Below are 21,732 nucleotides of genomic sequence, written 5' to 3'. Positions count from 1 at the left end.
CGTGGGGCGACAAAGGGCTAACTGTAGCGTCCAGGCGCGGTCGCTGGCCAGCGGCGCTCTGCCTTCGGTATCCTAACCGCCCGCTCAAGTATTACCGCCATGGGTCCTCCCCGAACGACCCGCCAGGCGCCTTCCCCGGAGACCCACCATGACTGACACCGCCAGTCGAGCCGATGCGTTCGACGCCGAGCTGGATGCCAGCGGCCTCAACTGCCCCCTGCCGCTGCTCAAGGCCAAGCTCGAACTCAATCGCCTGCCCAGCGGCGCGGTGCTCAAGGTGATCGCCACCGACGCCGGCTCCCAGCGGGATTTCCGCGCTTTCGCACAGTTGGCCGGGCACCAGTTGCTGCGTGAGGAAGTCGAAGACGGCGTGTACCGCTACTGGCTGCGCAAGGCCTGATTCCGGCCGCTCAGGGCCATCCAAGGATTTTCGATGCTCAAGGTGCTTCGCGACTGGGTCCAGCGCTACTTCTCCGATGAAGAAGCCGTGGTGCTGGCCGTCTTTCTGGTTCTCGGCTTCACCATCGTCCTCACCCTCGGCAACATGCTCGCGCCGGTACTGGCCGGGCTGGTGCTGGCCTTTCTCATGCAAGGGCTGGTCAACCTGCTGGAGCGCCTGCGGCTCCCCCAGGGCCTGGCGGTGTGGATAGTCTTCACGCTGTTCATCGGCGCCCTGGCGCTGATCATCTGCGTGCTGGTGCCGCTGCTCTGGCAGCAGCTCAGCGCCTTGTTCCAGGAGCTGCCGGGCATGCTCGGCGAATGGCAGTCGCTGCTGCTCCTCCTGCCCGAACGCTACCCGCACCTGGTGACTGACGAGCAGGTGCTCAAAGCCATCGAAGTCACCCGCAGCGAGATCGCCAAGTTCGGCCAGTGGGCGCTGACCTTCTCCCTGTCCAGCCTGCCGTTGCTGGTCAACGTCATGATCTACCTGGTGCTGGTGCCGATCCTGGTGTTCTTCTTCCTCAAGGACCGTCTGTTGATCGCGCGCTGGTTCAGCGGCTACCTGCCCACCGAGCGCGCGCTGATGACCGAGGTCTGGGACGAGGTGAACGAACAGATCGCCAACTACATCCGCGGCAAGGTGATCGAGATCGTCATCTGCGGTTCGGTGACCTACGTGGCCTTCGTCTGGCTGGGGCTCAACTACGCGGCGCTGCTGGCCCTGCTGGTGGGCCTGTCGGTGGTGGTGCCCTACATAGGCGCGGTGGTGGTGACGGTGCCGGTGGCCATGATCGCGCTGTTCCAGTGGGGCTGGAGCGACCAGTTTATCTACCTGATGGTGGTCTACACGGTGATCCAGACCCTGGACGGCAATGTCCTGGTGCCGTTGCTGTTCTCCGAGGCGGTGAACCTGCACCCGGTGGCGATCATCTGCGCGGTGCTGCTGTTCGGCGGGCTCTGGGGCTTCTGGGGCGTGTTCTTCGCCATCCCCCTGGCCACCCTGTTCAAGGCGGTGCTGGATGCCTGGCCCAAGGCCGGGCCGCCGCAGGCCCTCGAACACTAGGTTCTGTACGAAAAGTGCCTGCGCTCGGTGATGCTGTGTTGAAATCGGCCTCAGAATGCTCATTTACAACACGTAAACTGCGCTTCTTCGGCCGATTTCGCCTTGCCTGACCTTCGCTCGACGACTTTTCGTACAAGACCTAGCCCTGAAACGAAAAAGGCCGCTGATGCGGCCTTTTTCTTGTGGCTGACGGCTCAGCCCCGGTTGAGCGCCTGGGCGGCGGCGAGCACCGCATCCACATGGCCCGGCACCTTCACGCCGCGCCACTCCTGGCGCAGCACGCCGTCCTTGTCGAGCAGGAAGGTGCTGCGGTCGACGCCCATGTATTCCTTGCCATAGAGCTTCTTCAGCTTGATCACGTCGAACAGCTGGCAGAGCGCCTCGTCCTTGTCGGAGATCAGCTCGAAGGGAAACTCTTGCTTGCACTTGAAGTTCTCGTGGGACTTCAGGCCATCGCGGGAGATGCCGAACACCTGCGTGTTGGCCGCCAGGAAGGCCTCGTGCTGGTCGCGGAAACCCTGGCCTTCGGTGGTGCAGCCCGGGGTGCTGTCCTTGGGATAGAAGTAGAACACCACCTGCTGGCCCTTGAGGGCGGCGAGGCTGACCTCCAGGCCGCTGGTGGCCTGGGCGATGAAATCGGCGACGGGTTGGTTCAGGGAAACGGCCATGTCTCTCGGCTCCTCAGGGGTGTTGCGGGCGCCAGGGCTCGATCAGCGCATCCAGGTTCAGTGCGTCGGCGAAGTCCAGGAACTGGTCGCGCAGCCAGCTGATCTGGGTGCCGGCGGGCAGGGTCACGGTGATGGTGGCGTTGAGCATGGTGCCGCCGGTCTGCGGCGCCTGGTAGGTGTCGCAGGTCAGGCTTTCCAGCTCCACGTGGTGGTCGAGGAAGAACTGGCACAGCTCGTTGAGGATGTCCGGACGGTAGGCCGCGCTGACGTAGGCCACGTAGGGCAGGGCCTGGGGGCGAACCTCCTGGGCGCTGCTGCGGGTCACGTTGGCGGTGAAGCCATGACGCTTGGACAGCGCCGACAGCCCGGCTTCCAGGCGCGCGAGACCGTCCCAGCTGCCGGAAATCTGCAGTACCAGGGCGCAGAACTCGCCGTGGCGGGTCAGGCGGCTGCTGACCACGGCGCAGCGGTTCTCCTGGCTGGCGCGGCACAGCACGTTGGTCAGTTCCGTAGGGTTACGGCCCATGGCGCTGATCAGGAGGAATTGTTCGCGGGGCGGGGTGGTGGACATGCAGCATTCCTAAAGCGAGGGAAGGGCGGCGCGGGCCGCGCTGTTCAAACCGGGAAGGTTAGCGAAAAGCGCCGCCGAGGGAAATGCCGTAACCGCCTGACGGCGCTTGCGTTCACCTTGTGCAAGGCCTGAGCCGACAGTACCATTACGGCTCTCTTTTTCCGGCAGGAGCGGTTGCATGATTGCGGGCAGTATGGTGGCACTGGTTACGCCCATGGATGCGCAGGGTCAATTGGACTGGGACAGCCTGGCCAAGCTCGTTGACTTCCATCTTCAAGAGGGCACCAACGCCATAGTTGCCGTCGGCACCACGGGCGAATCCGCCACGCTTGACGTCACCGAGCACGTCGAGGTGATCCGCCGGGTGGTCGCGCAGGTCAATGGCCGCATACCGGTCATCGCCGGTACCGGTGGCAACTCCACGCGCGAATCGGTCGAGCTCACCGCCGCCGCCAAGAACGTCGGCGCCGACGCCTGCCTGCTGGTGACCCCCTACTACAACAAGCCGACCCAGGAAGGCCTGTACCAGCACTTCCGCCACATCGCCGAGTCGGTCGCCATTCCGCAGATCCTCTACAACGTACCGGGCCGCACCGTCTGCGACATGCTCCCGGAAACCGTCGAGCGCCTGTCCAAGATCAGCAACATCATCGGTATCAAGGAAGCCACCGGCGACCTGCAGCGCGGCCAGGAAGTACTGGATCGCGTGAGCAAGGACTTCCTCGTCTACTCCGGCGATGACGCCACCGCCGTCGAGCTGATGCTGATGGGCGGCAAGGGCAATATCTCCGTGACCGCCAACGTCGCCCCGCGCGCCATGGCCGATCTCTGCGCAGCCGCCATGAAGGGCGACGCCGTCGCCGCCCGCGCCATCAACGACAAGCTGATGCCGCTGCACAAGGCGCTGTTCATCGAGTCCAACCCGATTCCGGTGAAGTTCGCCCTGCACGAGATGGGTCTGATTCCCGATGGCATCCGCCTGCCGCTGACCTGGCTCAGTCCGCGTTGCCACGAACCTCTGCGCCAAGCCATGCGCCAATCCGGCATTCTTGCCTAATCCAAGGAAACATTCCGCATGAAGCGACTGGCCGGACTCTCCGCACTCGCCCTGATCATTTCCAGCACCAGCGGTTGCGGCTGGCTCTGGGGCCAAGATGGCTACTTCCGCGACCGTGGTAGCGACTACCTGGAAGCGCGTCAGACCGCGCCCATGCAGGTGCCCACCGACGTACACAACGCCAAGCGCCTCGACCCACTGCTGCCCGTGCCGATGAACGTGGCCGACAGCCGTGCCGAGGGCGAATTCGAAGTACCCCGTCCGCAGGCCCTGCAAGCCACGGCCGAGGCCAGCGACTTCAGCCTGCAGAAGAGCGGCGACACCCGTTGGGTGGTCGCCCAGCGTCAGCCGGCAGAAGTCTGGCCGGTGGCCCGTCAGTTCTTCGAGGACGGCGGCTTCCGCATCGCCAACGAGCGTCCGCAGACCGGTGAATTCAGCACCGACTGGCAGCGCCTCGACCAGCTTTCCGGCCCCCTGGCCCGTCGCCTGGGTACCCGTGTCAGTGGCGTCGAGCCGGACAGCGAAGTCCGCGCCCGCGTGCGCATCGAGCCGGGCGTGCAGCGCAACACCAGCGAAATCTTCGTCCTGACCACCAGCCGTCCGGCTGGCAGCACCGCCGATATCGGCTGGCCGAGCCGTTCCGACAACCCGGAAATGGAAGCCGCACTGCTCGACGAAATGCTCGCCGGCATGGCGCGCAGCTCCGAGCAGGGTGGTTCCGTATCCCTGCTCGCCGCCCGCGACTTCGATGCCCCGAACCGCGTGACCCTGTCCGAGGACGGCAACGGCAACCCCATGCTCAGCCTCGGCGCCGACTTCGACCGCTCCTGGTCCAGCGTCGGCCGCGCCCTGGAAGCCGGCGATGTTCGCGTCGACGACATCAACCGCAGCCTGGGCGTCTACTACATCAACCTCGCCGAAGGCGCGGTGAAGGAAGACAAGAAGCCTGGTTTCTTCGCCAGCCTGTGGGGCAGCGCCCCCAGCGAGGAAGAAATCGAGGCCCGCGCCGAACGCTTCCAGGTACGCCTGACCCGCGTCGGTGAAAGCGTGCAGGTGACCGTGGAGAAGGACCTCAACACCGTGGCTCCCGCCGATGTGGCGCGCCGCGTGCTGACCCTGATCCAGGAAAACCTCGGCTAAGCGTAACGCCGTCTCGCGGCGATTCGTGGAAACAACAAGGCGAAACCCTCGGGTTTCGCCTGTTTCGTTTGATAAAGGCGGAAAACGACATGAGCACACCCACCACACTCAGCCTGAAGAAGATCTACTCGGGAAAGGTCCGCGACCTCTACGAAATCGACGCCAAGCGCATGCTGATGGTCGCCACTGATCGCCTTTCCGCGTTTGACGTGATCCTCGAGCAGCCGATTCCCGAGAAAGGCAAGATTCTCACCGCCATCTCCAACTTCTGGTTCGACAAGCTGGCCGACGTAGTACCCAACCACTTCACCGGCGACAAGGTGGAAGACGTGGTGCCGGCCGCCGAGCTGCCCCTGGTGGAAGGCCGCGCCGTGGTCGCCAAGCGCCTCAAGCCGGTGGCCGTCGAAGCCATCGTGCGCGGCTACATCGTTGGTTCCGGCTGGAAGGAATACCAGAAGACCGGCACCGTCTGCGGCATCCAGCTGCCGGCCGGCCTGAAGGAAGCCTCCAAGCTGCCGCAGCCCATCTTCACCCCCTCGACCAAGGCCGCCGTCGGCGACCACGACGAGAACATCTCCTTCGAGCAGTGCGAAGCCATCATCGGCAAGGAACTGGCCGCCAAGGTCCGTGATACCGCCATCGCCCTGTACAGCGCCGCCGTCGAATACGCCGCCACCCGCGGCATCATCATCGCCGACACCAAGTTCGAGTTCGGCATCGACGAAGACGGCACCCTGACCCTGATGGACGAAGTGCTGACCCCCGACTCCAGCCGTTTCTGGCCGGTGGAAAGCTACGTCGAAGGCAAGAACCCGCCGAGCTTCGACAAGCAGTTCGTCCGCGACTGGCTCGAATCCACCGGCTGGAACAAGGAACCCCCGGCCCCGGCCGTGCCCGCCGACGTCGCGCAGAAAACCGCCGACAAGTACCGCGAAGCCCTGACCAAGCTGACGTCCTGATCACGTCCCACCCCCATTCGCCCCTCCTCTGTAGGGGCGAATTCATTCGCCAAGGATCGCGCAGCGCTCCCTGGCACATGCAACCATCTGAAACCACGCGAAAAAATCGCCCGATTGGGCTTCGCCAAAGGCCCATGAGCTGATATCATGCGCGCCGTTCGGGAAGATGCCGGAGTGGCCGAACGGGACGGATTCGAAATCCGTTGTGTCAGCAATGGCACCTAGGGTTCAAATCCCTATCTTCCCGCCATATCGTAAAAAGCCTTATAAATCAACGGTTTATGAGGTAGCCGAAACGGCGATTTGTAGCAACGGTTTGTAGCGTTTTTTGTAGCGCAAGCCTGACCTACGAATCGCCGTTTTTCTTTGTCTGCGATTTGCCACGCTTAGCCCTTCTAAGCCGTTTCTAGGCTTCCCCTTGGTTTGCCCTGCCGTTTTGATTTCCACGCCTCCTATAGGGCTGTGATGCGTCTATACGTTCGTTTGTTGGGGAGAGGTAGCCGAAGGTGCGGAGGGTTTCCATCCGTGGCTTTGGGTGCCTAAAAATCTGTAAGATTAGATCCAACGGGAATCTATCAAGGATAAATATGGGAAGTTTAGGGTTTTACGAGGAGGTTTTTGGTAAGCACGGTCTTATAATTCCTGTCTATTCTAATTTCGGAGTTATTAGAGATATCTGTAAGGAGTTAGTAGAGGTTGAAAACCCCAGCGATGAAATCGTTGGGGAGATCCTTTCGGCTGTATATAGTCCAAGTCATTTGGCTGCTATGGTCTTAGAACGATATCCTCATGTACCAATAGTTTCCGAATATCAAACGTCCATAGCCGAGTCTATTGAAGCTCACTTTTTAGGTCTTGGACATGTTGCGGTTGCAGGTCTTATGCCTGTTGTAGAGGGGGTGGGGAGATCGCTTTATGAGCAGAGAGGGCTTGGAAGTAGACGTGGAAATGGAATAGTTAGGCGTTTCGAGAAACTTGTCTCGTTTGCAATTGTGAAGTTAATGAGAGAAAAATTGGTGATTACGCTGAAGTTGAATCAATGCTGAATTCATTTCAGACTTTCTTGAAAACTTGTTTTTACAGTGATTCTTATTCTTATCCATTGGCAGACAACACAAATAGAAATGGTGTTACTCATGGTACTTATACTGATAAGGATTTTGGAAGTCCATTAAATTTCTATAAAACTCTAAGTGCGGTTGATATGCTCTGCTTAATCTCAACTTTCCAAGTTTTTCCACCTAAGCGAACTACAGAAAGTACAGCCTTGGCTATGTATTACCAAAGTATGCGCAAGCATAACTCTGCCAGTCGTGAAGCCTGGGGTAAATTTCTTTCTCAATAACTAGTGTGTTCAGGGTCAAGCCGCAACATCCTGTCCGGGTGCTATTATCTGATATAGGCTTTTAGACAAATTATAATGCTATGTATTGGATTTCCAGTTGTAGGCTGTTGCTCTACTGACTTTTAGCAGTTGCATTACTTCTTGAATGCTAGCGCCAGATTTAAGCAAAATAATTCCTTCCTCTCTTTTTGTTCTGCCTTTCTGCTTGCCTCTCAAAGCCTGTATATCGCTTGTATGTGTCTTTGCGATATAGTTTTCAAAGGTTCCACGGTTGAAGTTTCTAAACGTCCACTTGGCTACGCTCTTGGCTGTGTGTTTGACTTCTGCACTATCCAGTGGAGTAGAAAATTGGCTGTTGTAGCCTGTGGCTCTATCCACGCAAGCGTTTAGCCATTGTTCATAGTCAGGCCAGCCCTGACGAATTGCCTTATATGCCCAAGCCCTTAGTTTCTCGAATAGTGTGCAGTTCCTACCTAAGCCATAGTCGGGAAGGGGCTTGCGCTTGTTCTGGTAAGGGGATAGGTCCAGGTAATCGGCTAGGCCGTCTAGGGTGTAAAGTTCTGGCTCCCACTGTTTGACGATCCAATGTGGATTGAGTGGGTTTTTACAGATAAGCCCTGAATAGCCTATGTCAGCGTTTAGAAGATCACGCATAGCGTTGTCGATAGCCCCTGCGTAGCGTAAAGGGGCTGTTTTGCCGTCGATTGCGGTTCTGATAGGGGTATGTAAGCCGTAGAGCAAATGAGCGTGCCCATTGGCCGGATTTCGAGCGATTAGATTAGGTGGTGGTGCCCCTACCTGCTCCCAATGTAAGCCAGCGTCTCGACGGTCTACGTCATAGACAAGCCATAGCTTATGGGTTGGGCCATTCGGTTGAATGTGGCGAGCAAGTGCGGCTTTTTCTTTTTTGTTTATTTTTAAGCCGTTTGATAAGTGGTCAGCGTGATACGGTCTTGCTGGTAATTTCTCGTTAAATAAGTCTAAGCATTCCATTGTATTCCTCTTCTGATTAATGTTCAGAAAGAGACAACCTAGGAAGTGACTTGACAATGATTTATTTGATGATTAAATGAATATTGTTAAGTTTATGTTCGTTGTGTTCTAATCTAGCCACCTTCCCCAAGGTGGTTTTCTCTTTCTACTCTATTCAAAATCTCATATTATATAATTTTGTCAATGTGCTATTGACTTAAATTGTTTATAGGTTAATTTGTAAGTAGCACAATCCTCAATTGTGTGTTTCTTGAAAGAAGGCCAGCAAATGCTGGTCTTTTTTTGCTCTTCCATTCTTTAATTTATGAGGTATATTGATATTAAGTAAACAATAAAAAGGAATGTATGTTAAAGGATGGAATTAGAAAAAGTGCCGGTTTAACTTTGATTGAGTCATTGGTTGTTGTAGGTATTTTGCTCGGCATTGTGGCAATTGCTTTGACTTTGTATGGGACTGTTAAAGATAGATTGAATGTGAAAAATGAGTCAGAGAATATATCCTTTGTATACTCTCAGGTCCTAGATTTGTTTAGTGATGAGACTACGGATGAGCTAGAAAATCCGCTGGCGATTGAGTCGGGGATATTCCCGAAGAAGATGAAGATCGTTGGTGATAAGGTTTATAATTCTTGGGGTGGGTGAATCGCCCCGGCTTTCCTAGACACTCTCCAAGCTCTGGAAATAACGCTTTTCAAACTCCACTGGCGATAGCTGCATAGCGCTGCTGTGCCGGCGTTTGGGGTTATAAAACATCTCGATGTAATCGAACACATCACTCCGGGCTTCTTCGCGGGTGCCGTAGGTTTTTCGTCGGATGCGTTCCCGCTTCAGCAACTGGAAAAAGCTTTCCGCCACCGCGTTGTCGTGGCAGTTACCGCGTCGACTCATGCTGCTGATCAGGTTGTTGGCCTTGAGGAAGCTCTGCCAGTCCGAGCTGCTGAACTGGCTGCCCTGGTCGGAGTGGATCATCACTTCCTGCTTGGGCTTGCGCCGCCACACCGCCATCAACAGGGCATCGATAGCCAGGTCGCTGCACATCCGTGGCTTCATCGACCAGCCGATCACCTGGCGTGAAAACAGATCCAGCACCACCGCCAAATACAGCCAGCCTTCATAGGTGCGGATGTAGGTGATGTCGGTGACCCAGACCTTGTTCGGTTCACTAACGTTGAATTGCCGCTCCAGGCGATTGGGCGAAGCCACCGTTGGCCGGCCGCCGTAATAGCCGGGGCGCCGCCGATAGCCGGTCTGTGAGCGCAGCCCTTCTCCTCGCATCAGGCGAGCCACGCGGTGCCGGCCACAGGACTCCCCCAGCTCACGCAGGTCGTCGTGAATCTTGCGATAGCCGTAGACCCCACCGCTTTCCAGCCAGGCATGTTTGATCAACCCGAGTAGGCGCTGATCTTCCTTGGCGCGTACGGATTTCGGCTCGGTCAGCCAGGCGTAGTAACCGCTGGGATGCACTTTCAGGGTCTGGCAGAGACGTCGAACCGGGTACTCCACCGACAGCTTGCTGATGAAGGCGTACTTCAGCCGGACTCCTTGGCAAAGTACGCGGCGGCCTTTTTTAGGATGTCTCGCTCTTCGGTCACTCGCTTGAGTTCGGCGCGCAGACGACGCAGTTCGGCCTGCTGATCGTCGTCTTGCTGCCGCTGCGCCTGGGGCTTGCCGTAGCGCTTGATCCAGGCATACAGGCTATGCACCGACATGCCTAACCGCGCTGCCACCTCGGCTACGGGGAGGCCGCGCTCGGTCACTTGTTTGACCGCTTCGATTTTGAATTCTTCGGGGTAACGCTGGTTGCTCATGGCACCTCCTAATGGGCCTCATTATGAGGCTTGGAGGTGTCTACGAAACTAGGGGCGATTCATTTACAATCTGAGCGTTTAGGGCTTTTATAGCCTTGTTGTGCTTCTCTAGTTCTGCTGTGATTGTCTTTTCTAGTTCAGTCTTTTTCTTTTCAAGGACCCTAACGGTTTCCTTGGCTATTTTCTCTTGAGCAATAATGTTGTCGAGTTTTCTTTTCTGCTCGTCGTATTCATTTGATAGCAAGTCAATCCTGTTTTTTGACGTTTTTTCAATTTGCTCTAATTTCTCCGTCTGTTCGAGTATTTGAGAATTTTTTCTATCTATCATTTGCTCTAGTTTGCTCTTCTGGACTACCGCCTGTTTTACTTCCTGCTGAGTGTTTTCCAGCTTTTTCGTGGTTTCTGCTAGCTGTTCCTCTCTTAGGGTGTAGAGATTGAATGCACGGTCTTCCTTGGCTTTTTTGCTCTCAAGTCTGAGTTTTTTTCTTAGTTCAAGGCTTTCTTGCGTGGTTTCCACTCTGCTAGCGACAATAGGGATATTCTCATTTTTAAACTTATCGTTTATGTGTTGGTAGAACAGTTCTTGTAATGCTTCACCTATAATCTGGCTTTCTTCGTAGGTCTGGCTTTTTGTATTGACTGGATTGTATTCTTTGAAGAAGTCAATTGACTCAATGACCTTGTTGGCAAGCAAGGCTTGATGCTCTGTGAGGTCATATTCGCCTGTCCTTTGGTTTTTACAGTCGATAAAGATATGAGGGTGGTCGCCAACCTTCTTGTTCCCTTTAGCCTCTAGTTCGTCGCCGTGGTAAACGGTTAGTAGGACTTTATAGTCTGGAAAATACTTGGAGTAAAAGTCTTGAATACCGCTTATGTAGAAGTCTGCTGACAAATCTACTTGGTTGTGCATCGGGAACTTGAAGAAGGCTTCTTGAATAACCGTTTTTCTTCCATCCAGCGGTTTTTCTATCTGGATGATTCCATTGTGTAGGTCTATGTAATTCTGCACGCTTTTGAGCTTCTGAGCCTTTCTGCTCAGGTCAAAACCGTTGAAGTCTTCTGCGACTTGAAGGGGGTCTATGTGGTCGTTTCTTTCGATTAGATCTTCTAGGTAATCAGCAACCGGATTCCCGGCTTCTTCCTTGATTATCTTCTTGATTTTGTACTTATATTTACCTTTGGTTTCTATGTCCTCCTGCCTTTTCTCCTTGGATCGACTTATTGCATAGAACGGTTTTAGTGTCTCTTTAATGTAAGACATGCCGTCCTGCGGATTCATTGCTACTTGTTTTCCATTTACTATAAAAACGTTTTTGTGTGATAGTGCTTCGTCCCATTGAAGTTTTTTTATCTCCTTGCTTGGGATTCGCAAAGAGTGCTTAAGAGACTTGTTCAGTTTTCGGAGTGTTGAAACTGAAAAATTTAGTCTCTTATATAGCATTGATGTTTCTTTAATTTGACCAGTCATTTTTACCTCATTTTTTAGTTGTTTTTCCCTCCATTTATCCAGCGAGATGGCTTCTGCATTTTGCTTTTGGGATTCCAAAGGGTGGAACCCTTGGCCCGACGTTTTAACTTCTCACCTTTTGCGCAGCAAAAGTGTGAAGTTAAAACCAAAGGGTTGATAAAGGTCTAAAAACTCTCGGTTTTCATACCTTATATAAATAATTTACCATAAATTTTAATTTGATCAAAAAATGATCACTATTTTGATTGGTTTTCTTGTGTTGCGTATGTGCGTGTATAAGGGGGCTTATACAAGCCTGCTGTATAGGCTGTCTTTTATAAGTGCTCTATATATAGCTTGCTATGGCGGGCGCACATGTGAGGTGCTGGGTACGGTCTGCTTTAAAGCGGGAGGCGGGATTTAAGGGCGTTCTTTTATGTGTAACGCCCTAATTTTTTAATGAGTAACGCTTTCCGAGTAGGCTGGTTAGATTGGGTATTTTAGTTTGGATATTGCATTGAGTTTTTGGCTGGGGCTAGGGCCTGAACTGTATACGTCAAAAGTAATTGTTCCGGTTTCATGTCCTACAACTGCGGCAATCAAGATTCCGGGTATATCTGCACGTTGCAATTGAGTAATTACTGTCTTGCGTAGGCTGTGAAAAACGAATTGAGAGTTATAACCGATCTCGGTTTTTAACCGTCCAAACTGTTTGCTGAGCGCATCCGAGCGGTTCCCATACTTGTTGCCTGAAGTAGACTTTATGAGATAGCCGTCTTCGGATTTCTCCGCTAGACGGTCTATTACATGTAATAGGTCTGGGTGGATGGGGATGTTTCGTTCGCCTGCTGCGGTCTTGGCGTCTTTGATTGAAAAGCACTTAATGCCCTCATCGTTGATTATGTCGCTTGTTTTCAAGCGGCATAGTTCTTCGATTCGTGCGCCTGTGTAGGCACCTAATAGAATTAGGTCGGAAAGGGTTTCACGGTTTTTAAGCCCTTTGGCTGTGTTGTATAGCCTTGCTACGTCTTCCGTGCTGAATGATTTCCGCTCTGTAGAGTTTGCGGATTTCTTGCTTCGGTTTGTGGGAAAGTCGTGGTTCTGGAATGGGGACTGCTGGTCACGGTGTAGTTTCTTGAAGTTCTCATCGTAGCGAAGTGCCCATTTCCAAAAGCTGGAACCTGCAAACAAAAATTGCTTTTTGGTTTTCTCGCTGACGTTGAGCGTATCCATGTAGGCCGTAATGCTTTCGTGGGTGAGATCTCGGCGGTTATCTTCAAGCCATTTCTTGAGATTTTCCAAACGGGCTACTTGAGTGTCTACGGTCTTTTGAACTATGCCTTTGACGTTCTCTTGATATGTCTTGAATGTGTTGATTCTGGCGGTCGTTATGGGGGATTTAGCCCGGTAGTGGCTAGGGTCTTTGAGAATTTTGCGGATATCTTCTTTTTCTTCTTCTTTAAGGGGCAGAGTATTACTCTGCCGCTCCATGTTCTCTTGGATAAGATTTTGAAAGTCTTGATTGAGTGCCAAAACGTCAACTTTTTCGCCAATCTCAAAATGGCGCAAAATTCGCTCCCATTTTTCTTGGCTATGGTTTTGGTCGAGTTTCAAAAAATCTGCCGCAAAATCGGTATTCAATGAAGCGATAGGGCGTTCCATTACGGTTGCCTGTGCCATATCTGCAAAGAATGCTTGGGCACGCTCTGCCATTCGCTTTGCTTCAATGCGGGCGTCTTCGGGGTCGATCTTCGCTGCGCTGCGAGCTTTGGCAATCATTGATTGCCATTCCTGTAGGTAGGGGATTTTTAGCCGCTGGGCTTCGGTCTTGGAGCCTGTCTTGAGCGAAGCGGTGAACTCTCGTCGATTGAGTGCAGGTCTGGCGTCCTGTGGAATCGCTAGGCGGGCGTGCCAAGTGCCCGAACGTAAGACGAGGTTGTCGCTAGCCATTTCTGTTCACCCATAAAGAACATGTTCTTTAGGGTGACAGGCTAGTCGTTTTTTCTGTGGTTTTGTAGCAAAAATTTGTAGCAAAACGATCTGTAAGTACCTGTAATGCTTGATTTTACTGGGCTGTAGCCTGTTTTTCGGAAAGTCCCTATCTTCCCGCCATATTCAAAAGCCTAAACCCCTGAAGCTCTTAGAGTTTCGGGGGTTTTTGCTTTTAGGCCCGCTCAAGAGTGCCGAGAAAGCCCAGTGCGGCTTGCCCAGTCGCTTCACCCAGGCAGGCCAGAGTCCGGGTGTAACGGGCTTGGCCTTCCTGCCTTGGTGTTCCCGTCAGGGCGTACGCAGCTTTGCAGCCATGTCTCGCATGACGCCATGAACGATGCGACGCAGCAGGTATCTCTCACCGGCAAGGAAGGGCTCCGGGCGGCCTTCCAGGAGTTGTTCGGCAGCTTCCAGGGTTGCCTTCACAAGCTCATCCATCAGCTTGGCGGCAATCCGATTCGATAGCCCGAGGTGGCTGCCCATGAAGAGCACATGCTCCCTGGTCACTTCGGCGTGTGTTCGCATGCCTTCCACCTTCCATACCAGCTCTGCATCCAGCCAGGGGGCCGATTCCGTGCTTCCGGAATAGATCGCTGTGCAGAGCAGGTCGTAATGAGGTGCAAGGTCAACGCCGTCCGATGTGACGTAAAAGGAGAGGTTCTTCAGATGGGCGTCGTTGTTGCCGACCAGGATGTTGAACACCAGCCAATTGAATAGCTGGATTCGTGCTTCGGCTTTCCGGCGACAGAGACTGACGATGTACTGAAGCGTCCTCATCGAGGCCTGTTGGTATTTGAACTGTCGATCCAGGCCCAGTAACTGGCAGCCGTCCAGGACATGCAGCCGTTTCAATTGGCCATCGACGACTTGCCGGTCAAAGCGCTCAATTAGGTAAGCCGGCTCTGGAACGCGGTGAATAGCAACGGGGGCAGTGTTCAGCCTGGCCATTCGTGCGACAGACATGACGAACCATTCATTGGCCACGCTGTTGTCGTACTGGTCTGTTTCCGGGTGGTTCGGCTTGAGGATGTGAGTTGAGGGGCGGCTGCCGATTGGCTCGTACAACACGCCGTCCAGGACCACGACAGGCAACTTGTGCTGGGCGCCTGCCAGCGACATTCGCTTGGGGGCTCCGGTGGTCAGCGATACCCGGGGGAGGTTCCTGATTCGCTGGCTGAGCACGTCGTCTGGGAGCGGCTGGAGTCCACCATCGGGTAGCGGTTCAGCCCCAGGCAGAAGCGTGATGGCTCCCGCCGATTCCGCGCCGTAGTAGCCCAGGAGGCCAAAGGCATCCGCAAACTCGATTTTCGCGTCGCTGGCCAGCAGCTGGCGGGCCTGCTCTTCCGGCAGCAGATTGTCGAAGAACCACTGAACGGGGCGTTCCGTAGAGCCATCCACGACCCGCCCGGCAGAGCGGGGAAGGGTAGGGGAGAGGTCGAATGATCGGGGGTTATTCAGCCAGTCAGCTGAATACTCGAGCGCCCATGCACCGTTCTGGTCGATCAGGCTGCCGACATGCTCGTTGTTGATGCTGACTTCCAGCTGCCTCATGGCTTCGGTGCGTCCAGATAGACCCTGATACCCAACTCATCGAGCAATTGCAGAACACTCCCCAGGGAGACTGTTGGCTTGCCCTTTTCGATATCGCGCAGATGCACGTGGCTCTTGCCAATCAGCATGGCCATGTCTTCCTGGCGAATGTGCTGTTTCTTCCGTGCCTCGCGAACGACCTTTCCAAGATCTTCCGGTGTGCGAACGGGGACATACGAGTGCTGATCCATTTGGATGGTCCATTTCGAAGCTATGGTTTCGATTGTAGGAGGGGGCAAGGCGCAGTCAAGCCAAATCGAAACTATGGTTTCAGTTCTAACGGATAGATCTGCTTTTTTGTTGAAAGCGAAACTATGGTTTCTATTTTGATGTTGAGCAGGGGGGGGCAGACAGAATAGAAGCTATGATTTCGATTTTTGCCTAGCCCTAACAGGCGGAAAGCGTGTCGAAGAACTGTCGAAATCACACGGCACAAACTGTCGAAGATCGACACGGGCGCATGGCTGGAAACCCTGGATTGAGCTGGGCTGCAACGTGCTGAACCAGTCACCGGGATAGTTCAAATCCTTTTCTTCCCGTCATACATAGCAAAGCCCCTGGCTCCCCGGAGCCAGGGGCTTTGTGCTTTTTGGGGCCTGCAACCTGCCGCAGGTGCCTGCCAGCCGGCCGGATGCTCAATCCTCCAGCGTGCGCCGTTCCAGCGTCGTGATGCTGTGGATATCTACCCAGAACAGCTCCTCTGGAAAGCGCCCGCCCTCCAGCGCATCCATCACCAGGAAGTGCCCAGCCTCGTAGATGCCCTCCAGCGGCACCACCACGCCCATGATGTGATAGCAGCGCCACAACGACCGTGGCACGTCGTCCCAGACCAGTTCCGCAAGCACCGTCTGCCCCAGGAACGACAGCGTCCGAGCGGCATTCTGCGGGGCGGGGCCCTGGGTTTCAGCCTTCATGCCGTCCACTCCTGCTCAAGCAGCCAGCGGTCCGCCGGTTCACCCTGCGGGCCAAGACAGACTGAATACCTACCGCTCCAACCGCTTCAAGGCAGAGCAGCCAACTCTTCAACAATCAGCATTTTCTGCGGTGCACGCACAACCAGCTTCACGGTGTCGCCCAGAATCGATACGACCTCGATCTCGATCCCATGAGTCAGGAGCAGATGCATCAGCTCGTTACTTGCCTTGCCTTCCAGGATGTTCAGCGACAAAACATCGCCTACTCGGCACTCACCTTCGTGGATTTGCATAGGGCTCTTTCTCTCTGGTTTGGAGGGATAACCACAGCAAGAGTGCGACGTTCGAATAGGGATGAAAAATCAGACATGTCTGGTTTTGGTCGAGGCGGCATGGGATAGAAACGAGTTTCTCGAGATCAATAGAAAAAGGTACGGAGAAAGGGGATGGATTATCTTTCGCCGCTCTGTTGTATCCACGCTTGTACGCCCTCATCCCATGCAGCACCCGCCAAACATCAGTGCGATCTTCACGCTCGATATGGAAGACCAGGTAGGGATAGCGCTTCAGCGTCCAGGAGCGCAATCCCGGCAGATCGAGCGCATGGGGCGTATCGCGATGAACCTGATTCGGGGTGCCGGCTGATGTGCTTGTAGGCCCGCTCCAGGGCATCGATAAAGCCGAGCGCAGCCTGCTCGGCTTCTTCCCTCAGGTAGACGTTGTCCTGTAGCCCAGAAAGGGCTCTTTTGCATTAGTAGCTTTTTAAGGCTACTTTTCAGCATCCATCGCCAGTTTCCGGTTTATCTATGACGATCAAGGCAGTACTGACCGGTGATTTGATCCATTCCCAGTCGTCCAATGACACGTTGGCCTATATCGACAGCTTGCAGGCTGTCCTGAACAGGCTGGAAGCACCCTTTGGTTTCAAGGCAGAGACCTTCCGTGGCGACGGCTTTCAACTGGTGCCGGAGCGCACGGCTGATGCAGTTCGCTGCGCGGTATTGCTCCGCGCTGGGTTGATCGCCTCCAGCCCGTCCAAGGAGCGATGGGATGCGCGAATTGCGGTCGGCATTGGTGCGGTGGAGTCTCAGCGAGGGTTCGGCGAAGCGTTCGTGCTCTCCGGCCAAGGGCTGGATGGCATGAAGAAAAACAGCCTCGCGGTTTTTTGCAGCGATAGTCAGCTGCAAGAACGCCTTGGGCTGGTAACGGAGTTCGTTGGGGCAATCCTCGATGGGTGGACTGCCGTTGAAGCGCAAACTTACTACCTCCAAGCGTTGGAGGGACGGGATCAGCAGGGCACCGCGCAACTCCTCGGCAAATCCCGTGTGACCGTGAACAAGGCATTACAACGGGCCAACGCTCGTTTGGTGGACCGCTACCTGGAGCGTGCCTGCGAATGGATCATGGAATTGTTGCATGAGTGAGGCAAAGGTCCTGCTGCTGTTCTTGTTATTGGGTTTCACGCTACTGGAGTTTCTGCTGCCATTGCGGCGGATGATCGACCAAGCGACTCGACCGGTCAGAGCTTGGGAGCGGTGGCTGTTGGCCGGGCTTCATGGGCTGGCAGTACTGATTGTGTTGGCTGCCTTCGGCCAGGGCTGGATCTTCGCATTGACGGCGGGGCTCGCTGTCTCGTCGTCCTGGTTGTTGCTCAACTATTGCTTGTCGTTGGGCGGCCCTGGAAATGCGATGAGGTTCGTCGTCGAGTTGCTAGGCAACCTGTCGATCATCCTGGCCGTATGGTTGACCAGCAAAGGGTATTGGGGGGAGGTGGTGGGGTATCTCAATAGCGCCCTGAATGCCCACAATCTTGTTGTCCTCCTGGCTTACATGATGGTGCTGCAGCCGGCTTCGAGGCTGATAGTCGCGATGCTGCAGCCCTGGTTGACGTCGATATCTTCAAGGGACGGCTCCTTGAATAATGCCGGGGCTCTTATTGGTTACCTGGAGCGCGCGATGATTCTTACGTTCGTGCTGTTGCAACAGTGGGAGGCGGTTGGCTTCCTGCTTACGGCCAAGAGCATCCTGCGTTTCAATGAAGTGAAGGGCGCCAATCATCGAGCGCTCAGCGAATACATCCTGCTAGGCACCTTGCTCAGTTTCAGTATCAGTATCGGCGTTGGCTTGGTGGCGCTTCTGATACTGGGGCAAGACATTCAAACAAAGTAGCCTAAAAAGGCTACTTATCTATTTTTAGCCTCTTAAGGCTACCTAGGCCTAATGTCTCGTTCGACGCGGCACGACAACCAGCTTTCATTACTCAGGCCTCTTGATTTGCCTTGCGGCGTACTGAGCCAGCCACCAGCACGATTAAACCCCTATCTCCCCGCCATACATGGAAAAGCCCCGCAGTCTTCTGGTCTGCGGGGCTTTTCCATTCAGGGACGCTACTTACCGCCCATTACGCCTATCTACCTCAGGTCCTGGCACAAGCCAGCGCCGCATTGATCAACCTGCCCCTGTCCTGCCAGGCCGCACGCTGGTAGACGGCGAACTGGTTCTGCCCGTTGGCGCTGGTGAGTTCGACAAGGCCCGACGCCTTGGTGGGGTCGGTGCTGCCGATATAGAGCAGGGTCTTGCCGTTTTCTTCCTGGGTGAAGCCCTGTGCGTTCTGGCGGTCCTTCACGCAGTTCATGTACTGGGGATTATCACTGGCCGTCACTCCGGACGTTCCGTCGCGGCTGGATCTGATGTCGGGGTTTTGTGCACAGCCTGTTGCAACCAGCAGGGCGGAAAAAATAAACCAGAGGTTGCTGCGACGCAGTACTGCTGAAGAGTTGCCAGTGGGAGTGGTTGTCATGGCTGTTGCTCCAGGCCGTTGCACATGGCTGTCCGGCCTGTTGCCGGCCAGCCGTTGGGGCAGGGTGCCTGGGAGCTGAGGCCGTCGTCGGAGGGCGGGTATCTTCCCCCGGGTAGCCACTGCCGTTCCGGGTAAGTGTATGCCCGATTTCCGCTGTCGATGGGAATCGGTCCTATTGCTCCTCGAGCTCCACCGCCTCGATCAGCCCCACATCGTTGTTATGCACATCGTTCACCCGCGTGGACACCGCGTAGCCGGTGAAGTCGTCGCGTGCCTGGGCGATTGCCTGTTGCAGTTGCTCGGCCGTCGTCCGGGGTTCCAGCCAGCACTCGAACTGCTCGGGAGGCAGGATCACCGGCATGCGCTGGTGGATGGCACGGATGCCGGGTGCGGCTTCGCGGGTGAGCAGGGCGCAGGAGGTGATGCTGCGGCCGTCCGGGCTGGTCCAGTTCGCCCACATGGCCGTCATGGCCAGCACCGGGTCGTCCGGGCAGTGGAGGTAGTAGGGCTGGTGCACCGGCCGGCCCTTGGCGTTGCGTGCCTGCTGCTGCGGGTTCCATTCGTACCAGCCATTGGCGGGCATCAGGCAGCGGAAGCTGCGCAGGCTTTGGCGCCACAGGGGTTTGCCGGCGGCCTCTTCGCTGCGGGCGAAGAAGGACATGGTCGGTGGTTTGGCCTCCTTCCACCAGGAAGGAATCAGCCCCCAGCGCGCGGGGATCAGTTCGAGTTCGCCCTGGTCATCCAGGCGCAGCACGGGAACCGTCGTGGTGGGGGCCACGTTGAAGTTCTGCAGCCAGCGGCCGGAATCCCGGGCGCCTATGTGCCAGTAGTCTTCGATGGCGCGATCCGATGGGCTGACGTAGCGGCCGCACATGGCAGGTTCCTGCGTCGGGGGGTGGATTGAGCATAGAAGCTGCGTGCATGTCGCCGGGTGTGTGACATGAGATGGCCACTTCTTTGGTGGCACATTGCTGGTACATCTGCGGCGAACTTCAGGGAAAAAGGCGACAAAGTGCACGTTTTTTAGCAGAAACCGAAGAACCGAACGATCTTGCGCCAGTCTCTTCTCCTAGGCCCGTCCAGAGGAAGCCGTACCGGACCATGGCGTCACGCCATCGAGGCCTGCCTACAACCACTTCAAAAGGATTGGAGTCATGACCCACAAGTACAGCGTCAGACGTGTTGTTGGTTCTCTGGTTCTCGCAGCTTCCACTTCCACCCTTGCCGCCCCCGGGCCTGAAGGAGCCGACTTTGGCGACTTCTGGAGCCCCGGCAAACCCAACCCCGCCCTCTGCAAGTCGCCGATCCTGGTGGGCACGCCCTTGGGCCTGCCGCGCTGTCTCGAGGCGAGCAATGTGATGCGACGCCTGAACCAGTTGCAGGACATCGCCACGCTCAACGACGGCAACCGCGCCGCCGGCCTGCCGGGCTACCAGGCCTCGCTCGATTACGTGAAGAAGACCCTGGAGCGCGCCGGCTACCAGGTGCGGGTACAACCCTTCCCCTTCACCGCCTACTTCCCCAAGGGGCCGGGCACTCTGCAGGCCCTGGCGCCGCAGCCGGCGAGCTATGTCTGGGAGGAGGATTTCAACTACCTGTCGCAGACCGATCCCGGTGATGTCAGTGCGCCGGTGGTGGCGGTGGACCTGGCCCTGGGCGCCGGCAACGCTTCCACCAGTGGTTGCGAGGTCGAGGATTTCGCCGGTTTTCCCAGCGGCGCCATCGCCCTGGTCCAGCGCGGTAGCTGCAACTTCGAAGTGAAGGCGGAGAACGCCGCGGCCGCCGGCGCGGCGGGGGTGATCATCTTCAACCAGGGCAACACCGAGGACCGCAAGGGCCTGGAGAACGTCACCCTGGGCGATACCTACGAGGGCGGCATCCCGGTGCTCTTCGCCACCTACGACAACGGCGTGGCCTGGTCCCAGACCGCCGGCCTGCAGTTGCACCTGGTGGCGGACGTGATCCGCGAGAAGACGCAGACCTTCAACCTGGTGGCCGAGACCCGGCGTGGTAATCCGAAGAACGTGGTGATGGCCGGCGCGCACCTGGACTCGGTGTTCGAGGGGCCCGGCATCAACGACAACGGCTCGGGCAGCGCGGCGCTGCTGGAAATGGCCGTGCTGCTGAGCAAGGCGCATCCGCAGAACAAGGTGCGCTTCGCCTGGTGGGGCGCGGAAGAGTCGGGGCTGGTGGGCTCGACCTTCTACGTCAACAGCCTGAGCGAGACGGAGCGCCAGCGGATCAAGGCCTACCTGAACTTCGACATGATAGGTTCGCCGAACTTCGGCAACTTCATCTATGACGGCGACGGCTCTTCCTTCGGCCTGCAGGGCCCGCCCGGCTCGGCCGCCATCGAGCGTCTGTTCGAGGCCTACTTCAAGCTGCGTGGCGAACCCTTCGAAGGCACCCAGATCGACTTCCGCTCCGACTATGCGCAGTTCTTCGAGCTGGGCATTCCCTTCGGCGGCCTGTTCACCGGCGCCGAAGACATCAAGAGCGAGGAACAGGCGCAGAAGTACGGCGGCGCCGCCGGCCAGCCCTTTGATCCCTGCTACCACCAGGGTTGCGACAACACCGCCAACATCGACCTGAACGCGCTGGAGATTAATGGCGACGCCATGGCCTTCGCCACCAGTTGGCTGTCGCTGTCGACCAAGGTGATCGACGACGAGATCGCCGCTGCCGCCAAGGCGGCCGAGGGTGCCACCACCCTGCGCCAGCAGTCGGTGCGCCAGGCCGAGCGTTGGGGCAACCACTACATCAAGTGATGGGCTGAGCGTCTGACCTGCGGGAGCCTCGTGCTCCCGCAGGCCTTCTGTCTTTTCCGGATTGACCGGGAGAAGTCTCTGCTATTTACTGTATATAAATACAGTATCTGTAGGATTTCCCCCAATGGCCTTGGTAATTTTTCCTGGCCCTTTCGGCAGCTCTCTCCGGGGGCTGCCGT

General features: G+C 56.1%; 22 protein-coding genes, 1 tRNA gene and 1 pseudogene. 11 read left to right on the top strand and 13 right to left on the bottom strand.

Annotated features, from left to right (window positions below; translation table 11 throughout):
• Positions 1-148: 148 nt before the first annotated feature.
• Positions 149-400 (top strand): sulfurtransferase TusA family protein, encoded by a 252-nt coding sequence (locus PCA10_RS21915; protein WP_016494275.1) that lies wholly within the window; start codon positions 149-151, stop codon positions 398-400.
• A 33-nt stretch (positions 401-433) separates the two neighbouring features.
• Positions 434-1,504, top strand: a complete 1,071-nt coding sequence (locus tag PCA10_RS21910; protein WP_016494274.1) for an AI-2E family transporter — start codon at positions 434-436, stop codon at positions 1,502-1,504.
• Between the two features lie 194 nt (positions 1,505-1,698).
• On the opposite strand, the gene PCA10_RS21905 is transcribed toward PCA10_RS21910, so the two are convergent.
• Complete coding sequence (locus PCA10_RS21905) at positions 1,699-2,172, bottom strand: peroxiredoxin (protein ID WP_016494273.1); 474 nt, start codon at positions 2,170-2,172, stop codon at positions 1,699-1,701.
• Positions 2,173-2,185: 13 nt separating this feature from the next.
• Complete coding sequence (locus tag PCA10_RS21900; RefSeq protein ID WP_016494272.1) at positions 2,186-2,743, bottom strand: glycine cleavage system transcriptional repressor; 558 nt, start codon at positions 2,741-2,743, stop codon at positions 2,186-2,188.
• Between the two features lie 178 nt (positions 2,744-2,921).
• Here PCA10_RS21900 and dapA point away from each other — a divergent pair, with 178 nt between their 5' ends.
• The 5 genes from dapA (at position 2,922) to PCA10_RS30470 (ending at position 6,945) form a co-directional block, all read left to right on the top strand.
• Positions 2,922-3,800, top strand: coding sequence for a 4-hydroxy-tetrahydrodipicolinate synthase (dapA, locus tag PCA10_RS21895; protein WP_016494271.1), 879 nt, complete (start codon positions 2,922-2,924; stop codon positions 3,798-3,800).
• Positions 3,801-3,818: 18 nt separating this feature from the next.
• On the top strand, positions 3,819-4,940 hold the full coding sequence (gene bamC, locus PCA10_RS21890; protein ID WP_016494270.1) for an outer membrane protein assembly factor BamC: 1,122 nt from the start codon (positions 3,819-3,821) through the stop codon (positions 4,938-4,940).
• 89 nt (positions 4,941-5,029) lie between these two features.
• The gene (locus tag PCA10_RS21885; protein WP_016494269.1) at positions 5,030-5,899 is read left to right on the top strand and encodes a phosphoribosylaminoimidazolesuccinocarboxamide synthase; all 870 of its coding nucleotides are present in this window, start codon (positions 5,030-5,032) and stop codon (positions 5,897-5,899) included.
• A 160-nt stretch (positions 5,900-6,059) separates the two neighbouring features.
• Positions 6,060-6,149, top strand: a tRNA-Ser gene (locus PCA10_RS21880).
• 337 nt (positions 6,150-6,486) lie between these two features.
• Entirely contained in the window at positions 6,487-6,945 is a 459-nt protein-coding gene (locus PCA10_RS30470) for a hypothetical protein (protein WP_016494268.1), read from the top strand.
• A 377-nt stretch (positions 6,946-7,322) separates the two neighbouring features.
• On the opposite strand, the gene PCA10_RS29840 is transcribed toward PCA10_RS30470, so the two are convergent.
• A complete protein-coding gene (locus tag PCA10_RS29840; RefSeq protein ID WP_016494266.1) occupies positions 7,323-8,237 on the bottom strand; it encodes a replication initiation protein in 915 nt (304 codons plus the stop codon).
• A 345-nt stretch (positions 8,238-8,582) separates the two neighbouring features.
• Here PCA10_RS29840 and PCA10_RS21875 point away from each other — a divergent pair, with 345 nt between their 5' ends.
• The gene (locus PCA10_RS21875; protein WP_016494265.1) at positions 8,583-8,879 is read left to right on the top strand and encodes a type II secretion system protein; all 297 of its coding nucleotides are present in this window, start codon (positions 8,583-8,585) and stop codon (positions 8,877-8,879) included.
• A gap of 15 nt (positions 8,880-8,894) precedes the next feature.
• On the opposite strand, the gene PCA10_RS21870 is transcribed toward PCA10_RS21875, so the two are convergent.
• From PCA10_RS21870 to PCA10_RS31025, 8 genes and pseudogenes are all read right to left on the bottom strand, one after another.
• Positions 8,895-10,045, bottom strand: a protein-coding gene (locus PCA10_RS21870) for an IS3 family transposase (RefSeq protein WP_144276949.1) whose coding sequence is annotated in 2 segments (ribosomal slippage) — positions 8,895-9,808 and positions 9,808-10,045 — 1,152 coding nt in all. Because the reading frame shifts where the segments join, the coding sequence is not laid out codon by codon here.
• Positions 10,046-10,085: 40 nt separating this feature from the next.
• The gene (locus PCA10_RS21860; RefSeq protein ID WP_144276996.1) at positions 10,086-11,591 is read right to left on the bottom strand and encodes a coiled-coil domain-containing protein; all 1,506 of its coding nucleotides are present in this window, start codon (positions 11,589-11,591) and stop codon (positions 10,086-10,088) included.
• 387 nt (positions 11,592-11,978) lie between these two features.
• A complete protein-coding gene (locus PCA10_RS29835) occupies positions 11,979-13,442 on the bottom strand; it encodes a tyrosine-type recombinase/integrase (protein ID WP_016494263.1) in 1,464 nt (487 codons plus the stop codon).
• Positions 13,443-13,769: 327 nt separating this feature from the next.
• Positions 13,770-15,032, bottom strand: a complete 1,263-nt coding sequence (locus PCA10_RS21850; RefSeq protein WP_016494262.1) for a HipA domain-containing protein — start codon at positions 15,030-15,032, stop codon at positions 13,770-13,772.
• Positions 15,029-15,262, bottom strand: a complete 234-nt coding sequence (locus PCA10_RS21845) for a helix-turn-helix domain-containing protein (RefSeq protein WP_016494261.1) — start codon at positions 15,260-15,262, stop codon at positions 15,029-15,031. The genes PCA10_RS21850 and PCA10_RS21845 overlap by 4 nt, the downstream gene beginning before the upstream one ends.
• Positions 15,263-15,706: 444 nt before the next feature.
• The gene (locus PCA10_RS21840) at positions 15,707-15,985 is read right to left on the bottom strand and encodes a hypothetical protein (protein WP_016494260.1); all 279 of its coding nucleotides are present in this window, start codon (positions 15,983-15,985) and stop codon (positions 15,707-15,709) included.
• 86 nt (positions 15,986-16,071) lie between these two features.
• Positions 16,072-16,278, bottom strand: a complete 207-nt coding sequence (locus PCA10_RS21835) for a carbon storage regulator (RefSeq protein WP_016494259.1) — start codon at positions 16,276-16,278, stop codon at positions 16,072-16,074.
• Between the two features lie 199 nt (positions 16,279-16,477).
• Positions 16,478-16,697, bottom strand: a pseudogene (locus PCA10_RS31025) (type II toxin-antitoxin system RelE/ParE family toxin); the annotation flags it as partial.
• 94 nt (positions 16,698-16,791) lie between these two features.
• Between PCA10_RS31025 and PCA10_RS21825 the strand changes: the two are divergent.
• Together PCA10_RS21825 and PCA10_RS21820 are read left to right on the top strand one after the other, a co-directional pair.
• Positions 16,792-17,409 (top strand): hypothetical protein, encoded by a 618-nt coding sequence (locus PCA10_RS21825; RefSeq protein WP_016494258.1) that lies wholly within the window; start codon positions 16,792-16,794, stop codon positions 17,407-17,409.
• Positions 17,402-18,154 (top strand): hypothetical protein, encoded by a 753-nt coding sequence (locus PCA10_RS21820; RefSeq protein WP_016494257.1) that lies wholly within the window; start codon positions 17,402-17,404, stop codon positions 18,152-18,154. Before PCA10_RS21825 ends, PCA10_RS21820 begins: the two co-directional genes overlap by 8 nt.
• 247 nt (positions 18,155-18,401) lie before the next feature.
• On the opposite strand, the gene PCA10_RS21815 is transcribed toward PCA10_RS21820, so the two are convergent.
• Positions 18,402-18,785, bottom strand: coding sequence for a hypothetical protein (locus PCA10_RS21815; protein WP_070104103.1), 384 nt, complete (start codon positions 18,783-18,785; stop codon positions 18,402-18,404).
• A 172-nt stretch (positions 18,786-18,957) separates the two neighbouring features.
• Positions 18,958-19,659 carry an SOS response-associated peptidase gene (locus PCA10_RS21810; RefSeq protein ID WP_016494255.1) on the bottom strand — a complete coding sequence of 234 codons (702 nt, stop codon included), beginning with the start codon at positions 19,657-19,659 and terminating at the stop codon, positions 18,958-18,960.
• Between the two features lie 280 nt (positions 19,660-19,939).
• Between PCA10_RS21810 and PCA10_RS21805 the strand changes: the two genes are divergently transcribed.
• Positions 19,940-21,553: a M28 family metallopeptidase gene (locus PCA10_RS21805; RefSeq protein ID WP_016494254.1), complete on the top strand. Its 1,614-nt coding sequence runs from the start codon at positions 19,940-19,942 to the stop codon at positions 21,551-21,553.
• Positions 21,554-21,732 lie beyond the last annotated feature (179 nt).

The organism is Pseudomonas resinovorans NBRC 106553 (assembly GCF_000412695.1).
In the GTDB taxonomy this organism is placed as follows: domain Bacteria; phylum Pseudomonadota; class Gammaproteobacteria; order Pseudomonadales; family Pseudomonadaceae; genus Metapseudomonas; species Metapseudomonas resinovorans_A.
Note: the sequence above shows the minus strand (reverse complement) of the source record. Positions and strands in the feature narration are given on the sequence as shown.

Bases quoted from the DNA above. Each gene is read 5' to 3' on its own strand.
- PCA10_RS21915 (WP_016494275.1), top strand. From the start codon at position 149: ATGACTGACACCGCCAGTCGAGCCGATGCGTTCGACGCCGAGCTGGAT.
- PCA10_RS21910 (WP_016494274.1), top strand. From the start codon at position 434: ATGCTCAAGGTGCTTCGCGACTGGGTCCAGCGCTACTTCTCCGATGAA.
- PCA10_RS21905 (WP_016494273.1), bottom strand. From the start codon at position 2,172: ATGGCCGTTTCCCTGAACCAACCCGTCGCCGATTTCATCGCCCAGGCC.
- PCA10_RS21900 (WP_016494272.1), bottom strand. From the start codon at position 2,743: ATGTCCACCACCCCGCCCCGCGAACAATTCCTCCTGATCAGCGCCATG.
- dapA (WP_016494271.1), top strand. From the start codon at position 2,922: ATGATTGCGGGCAGTATGGTGGCACTGGTTACGCCCATGGATGCGCAG.
- bamC (WP_016494270.1), top strand. From the start codon at position 3,819: ATGAAGCGACTGGCCGGACTCTCCGCACTCGCCCTGATCATTTCCAGC.
- PCA10_RS21885 (WP_016494269.1), top strand. From the start codon at position 5,030: ATGAGCACACCCACCACACTCAGCCTGAAGAAGATCTACTCGGGAAAG.
- PCA10_RS30470 (WP_016494268.1), top strand. From the start codon at position 6,487: ATGGGAAGTTTAGGGTTTTACGAGGAGGTTTTTGGTAAGCACGGTCTT.
- PCA10_RS29840 (WP_016494266.1), bottom strand. From the start codon at position 8,237: ATGGAATGCTTAGACTTATTTAACGAGAAATTACCAGCAAGACCGTAT.
- PCA10_RS21875 (WP_016494265.1), top strand. From the start codon at position 8,583: ATGTTAAAGGATGGAATTAGAAAAAGTGCCGGTTTAACTTTGATTGAG.
- PCA10_RS29835 (WP_016494263.1), bottom strand. From the start codon at position 13,442: ATGGCTAGCGACAACCTCGTCTTACGTTCGGGCACTTGGCACGCCCGC.
- PCA10_RS21850 (WP_016494262.1), bottom strand. From the start codon at position 15,032: ATGAGGCAGCTGGAAGTCAGCATCAACAACGAGCATGTCGGCAGCCTG.
- PCA10_RS21845 (WP_016494261.1), bottom strand. From the start codon at position 15,262: ATGGATCAGCACTCGTATGTCCCCGTTCGCACACCGGAAGATCTTGGA.
- PCA10_RS21840 (WP_016494260.1), bottom strand. From the start codon at position 15,985: ATGAAGGCTGAAACCCAGGGCCCCGCCCCGCAGAATGCCGCTCGGACG.
- PCA10_RS21835 (WP_016494259.1), bottom strand. From the start codon at position 16,278: ATGCAAATCCACGAAGGTGAGTGCCGAGTAGGCGATGTTTTGTCGCTG.
- PCA10_RS21825 (WP_016494258.1), top strand. From the start codon at position 16,792: ATGACGATCAAGGCAGTACTGACCGGTGATTTGATCCATTCCCAGTCG.
- PCA10_RS21820 (WP_016494257.1), top strand. From the start codon at position 17,402: ATGAGTGAGGCAAAGGTCCTGCTGCTGTTCTTGTTATTGGGTTTCACG.
- PCA10_RS21815 (WP_070104103.1), bottom strand. From the start codon at position 18,785: ATGACAACCACTCCCACTGGCAACTCTTCAGCAGTACTGCGTCGCAGC.
- PCA10_RS21810 (WP_016494255.1), bottom strand. From the start codon at position 19,659: ATGTGCGGCCGCTACGTCAGCCCATCGGATCGCGCCATCGAAGACTAC.
- PCA10_RS21805 (WP_016494254.1), top strand. From the start codon at position 19,940: ATGACCCACAAGTACAGCGTCAGACGTGTTGTTGGTTCTCTGGTTCTC.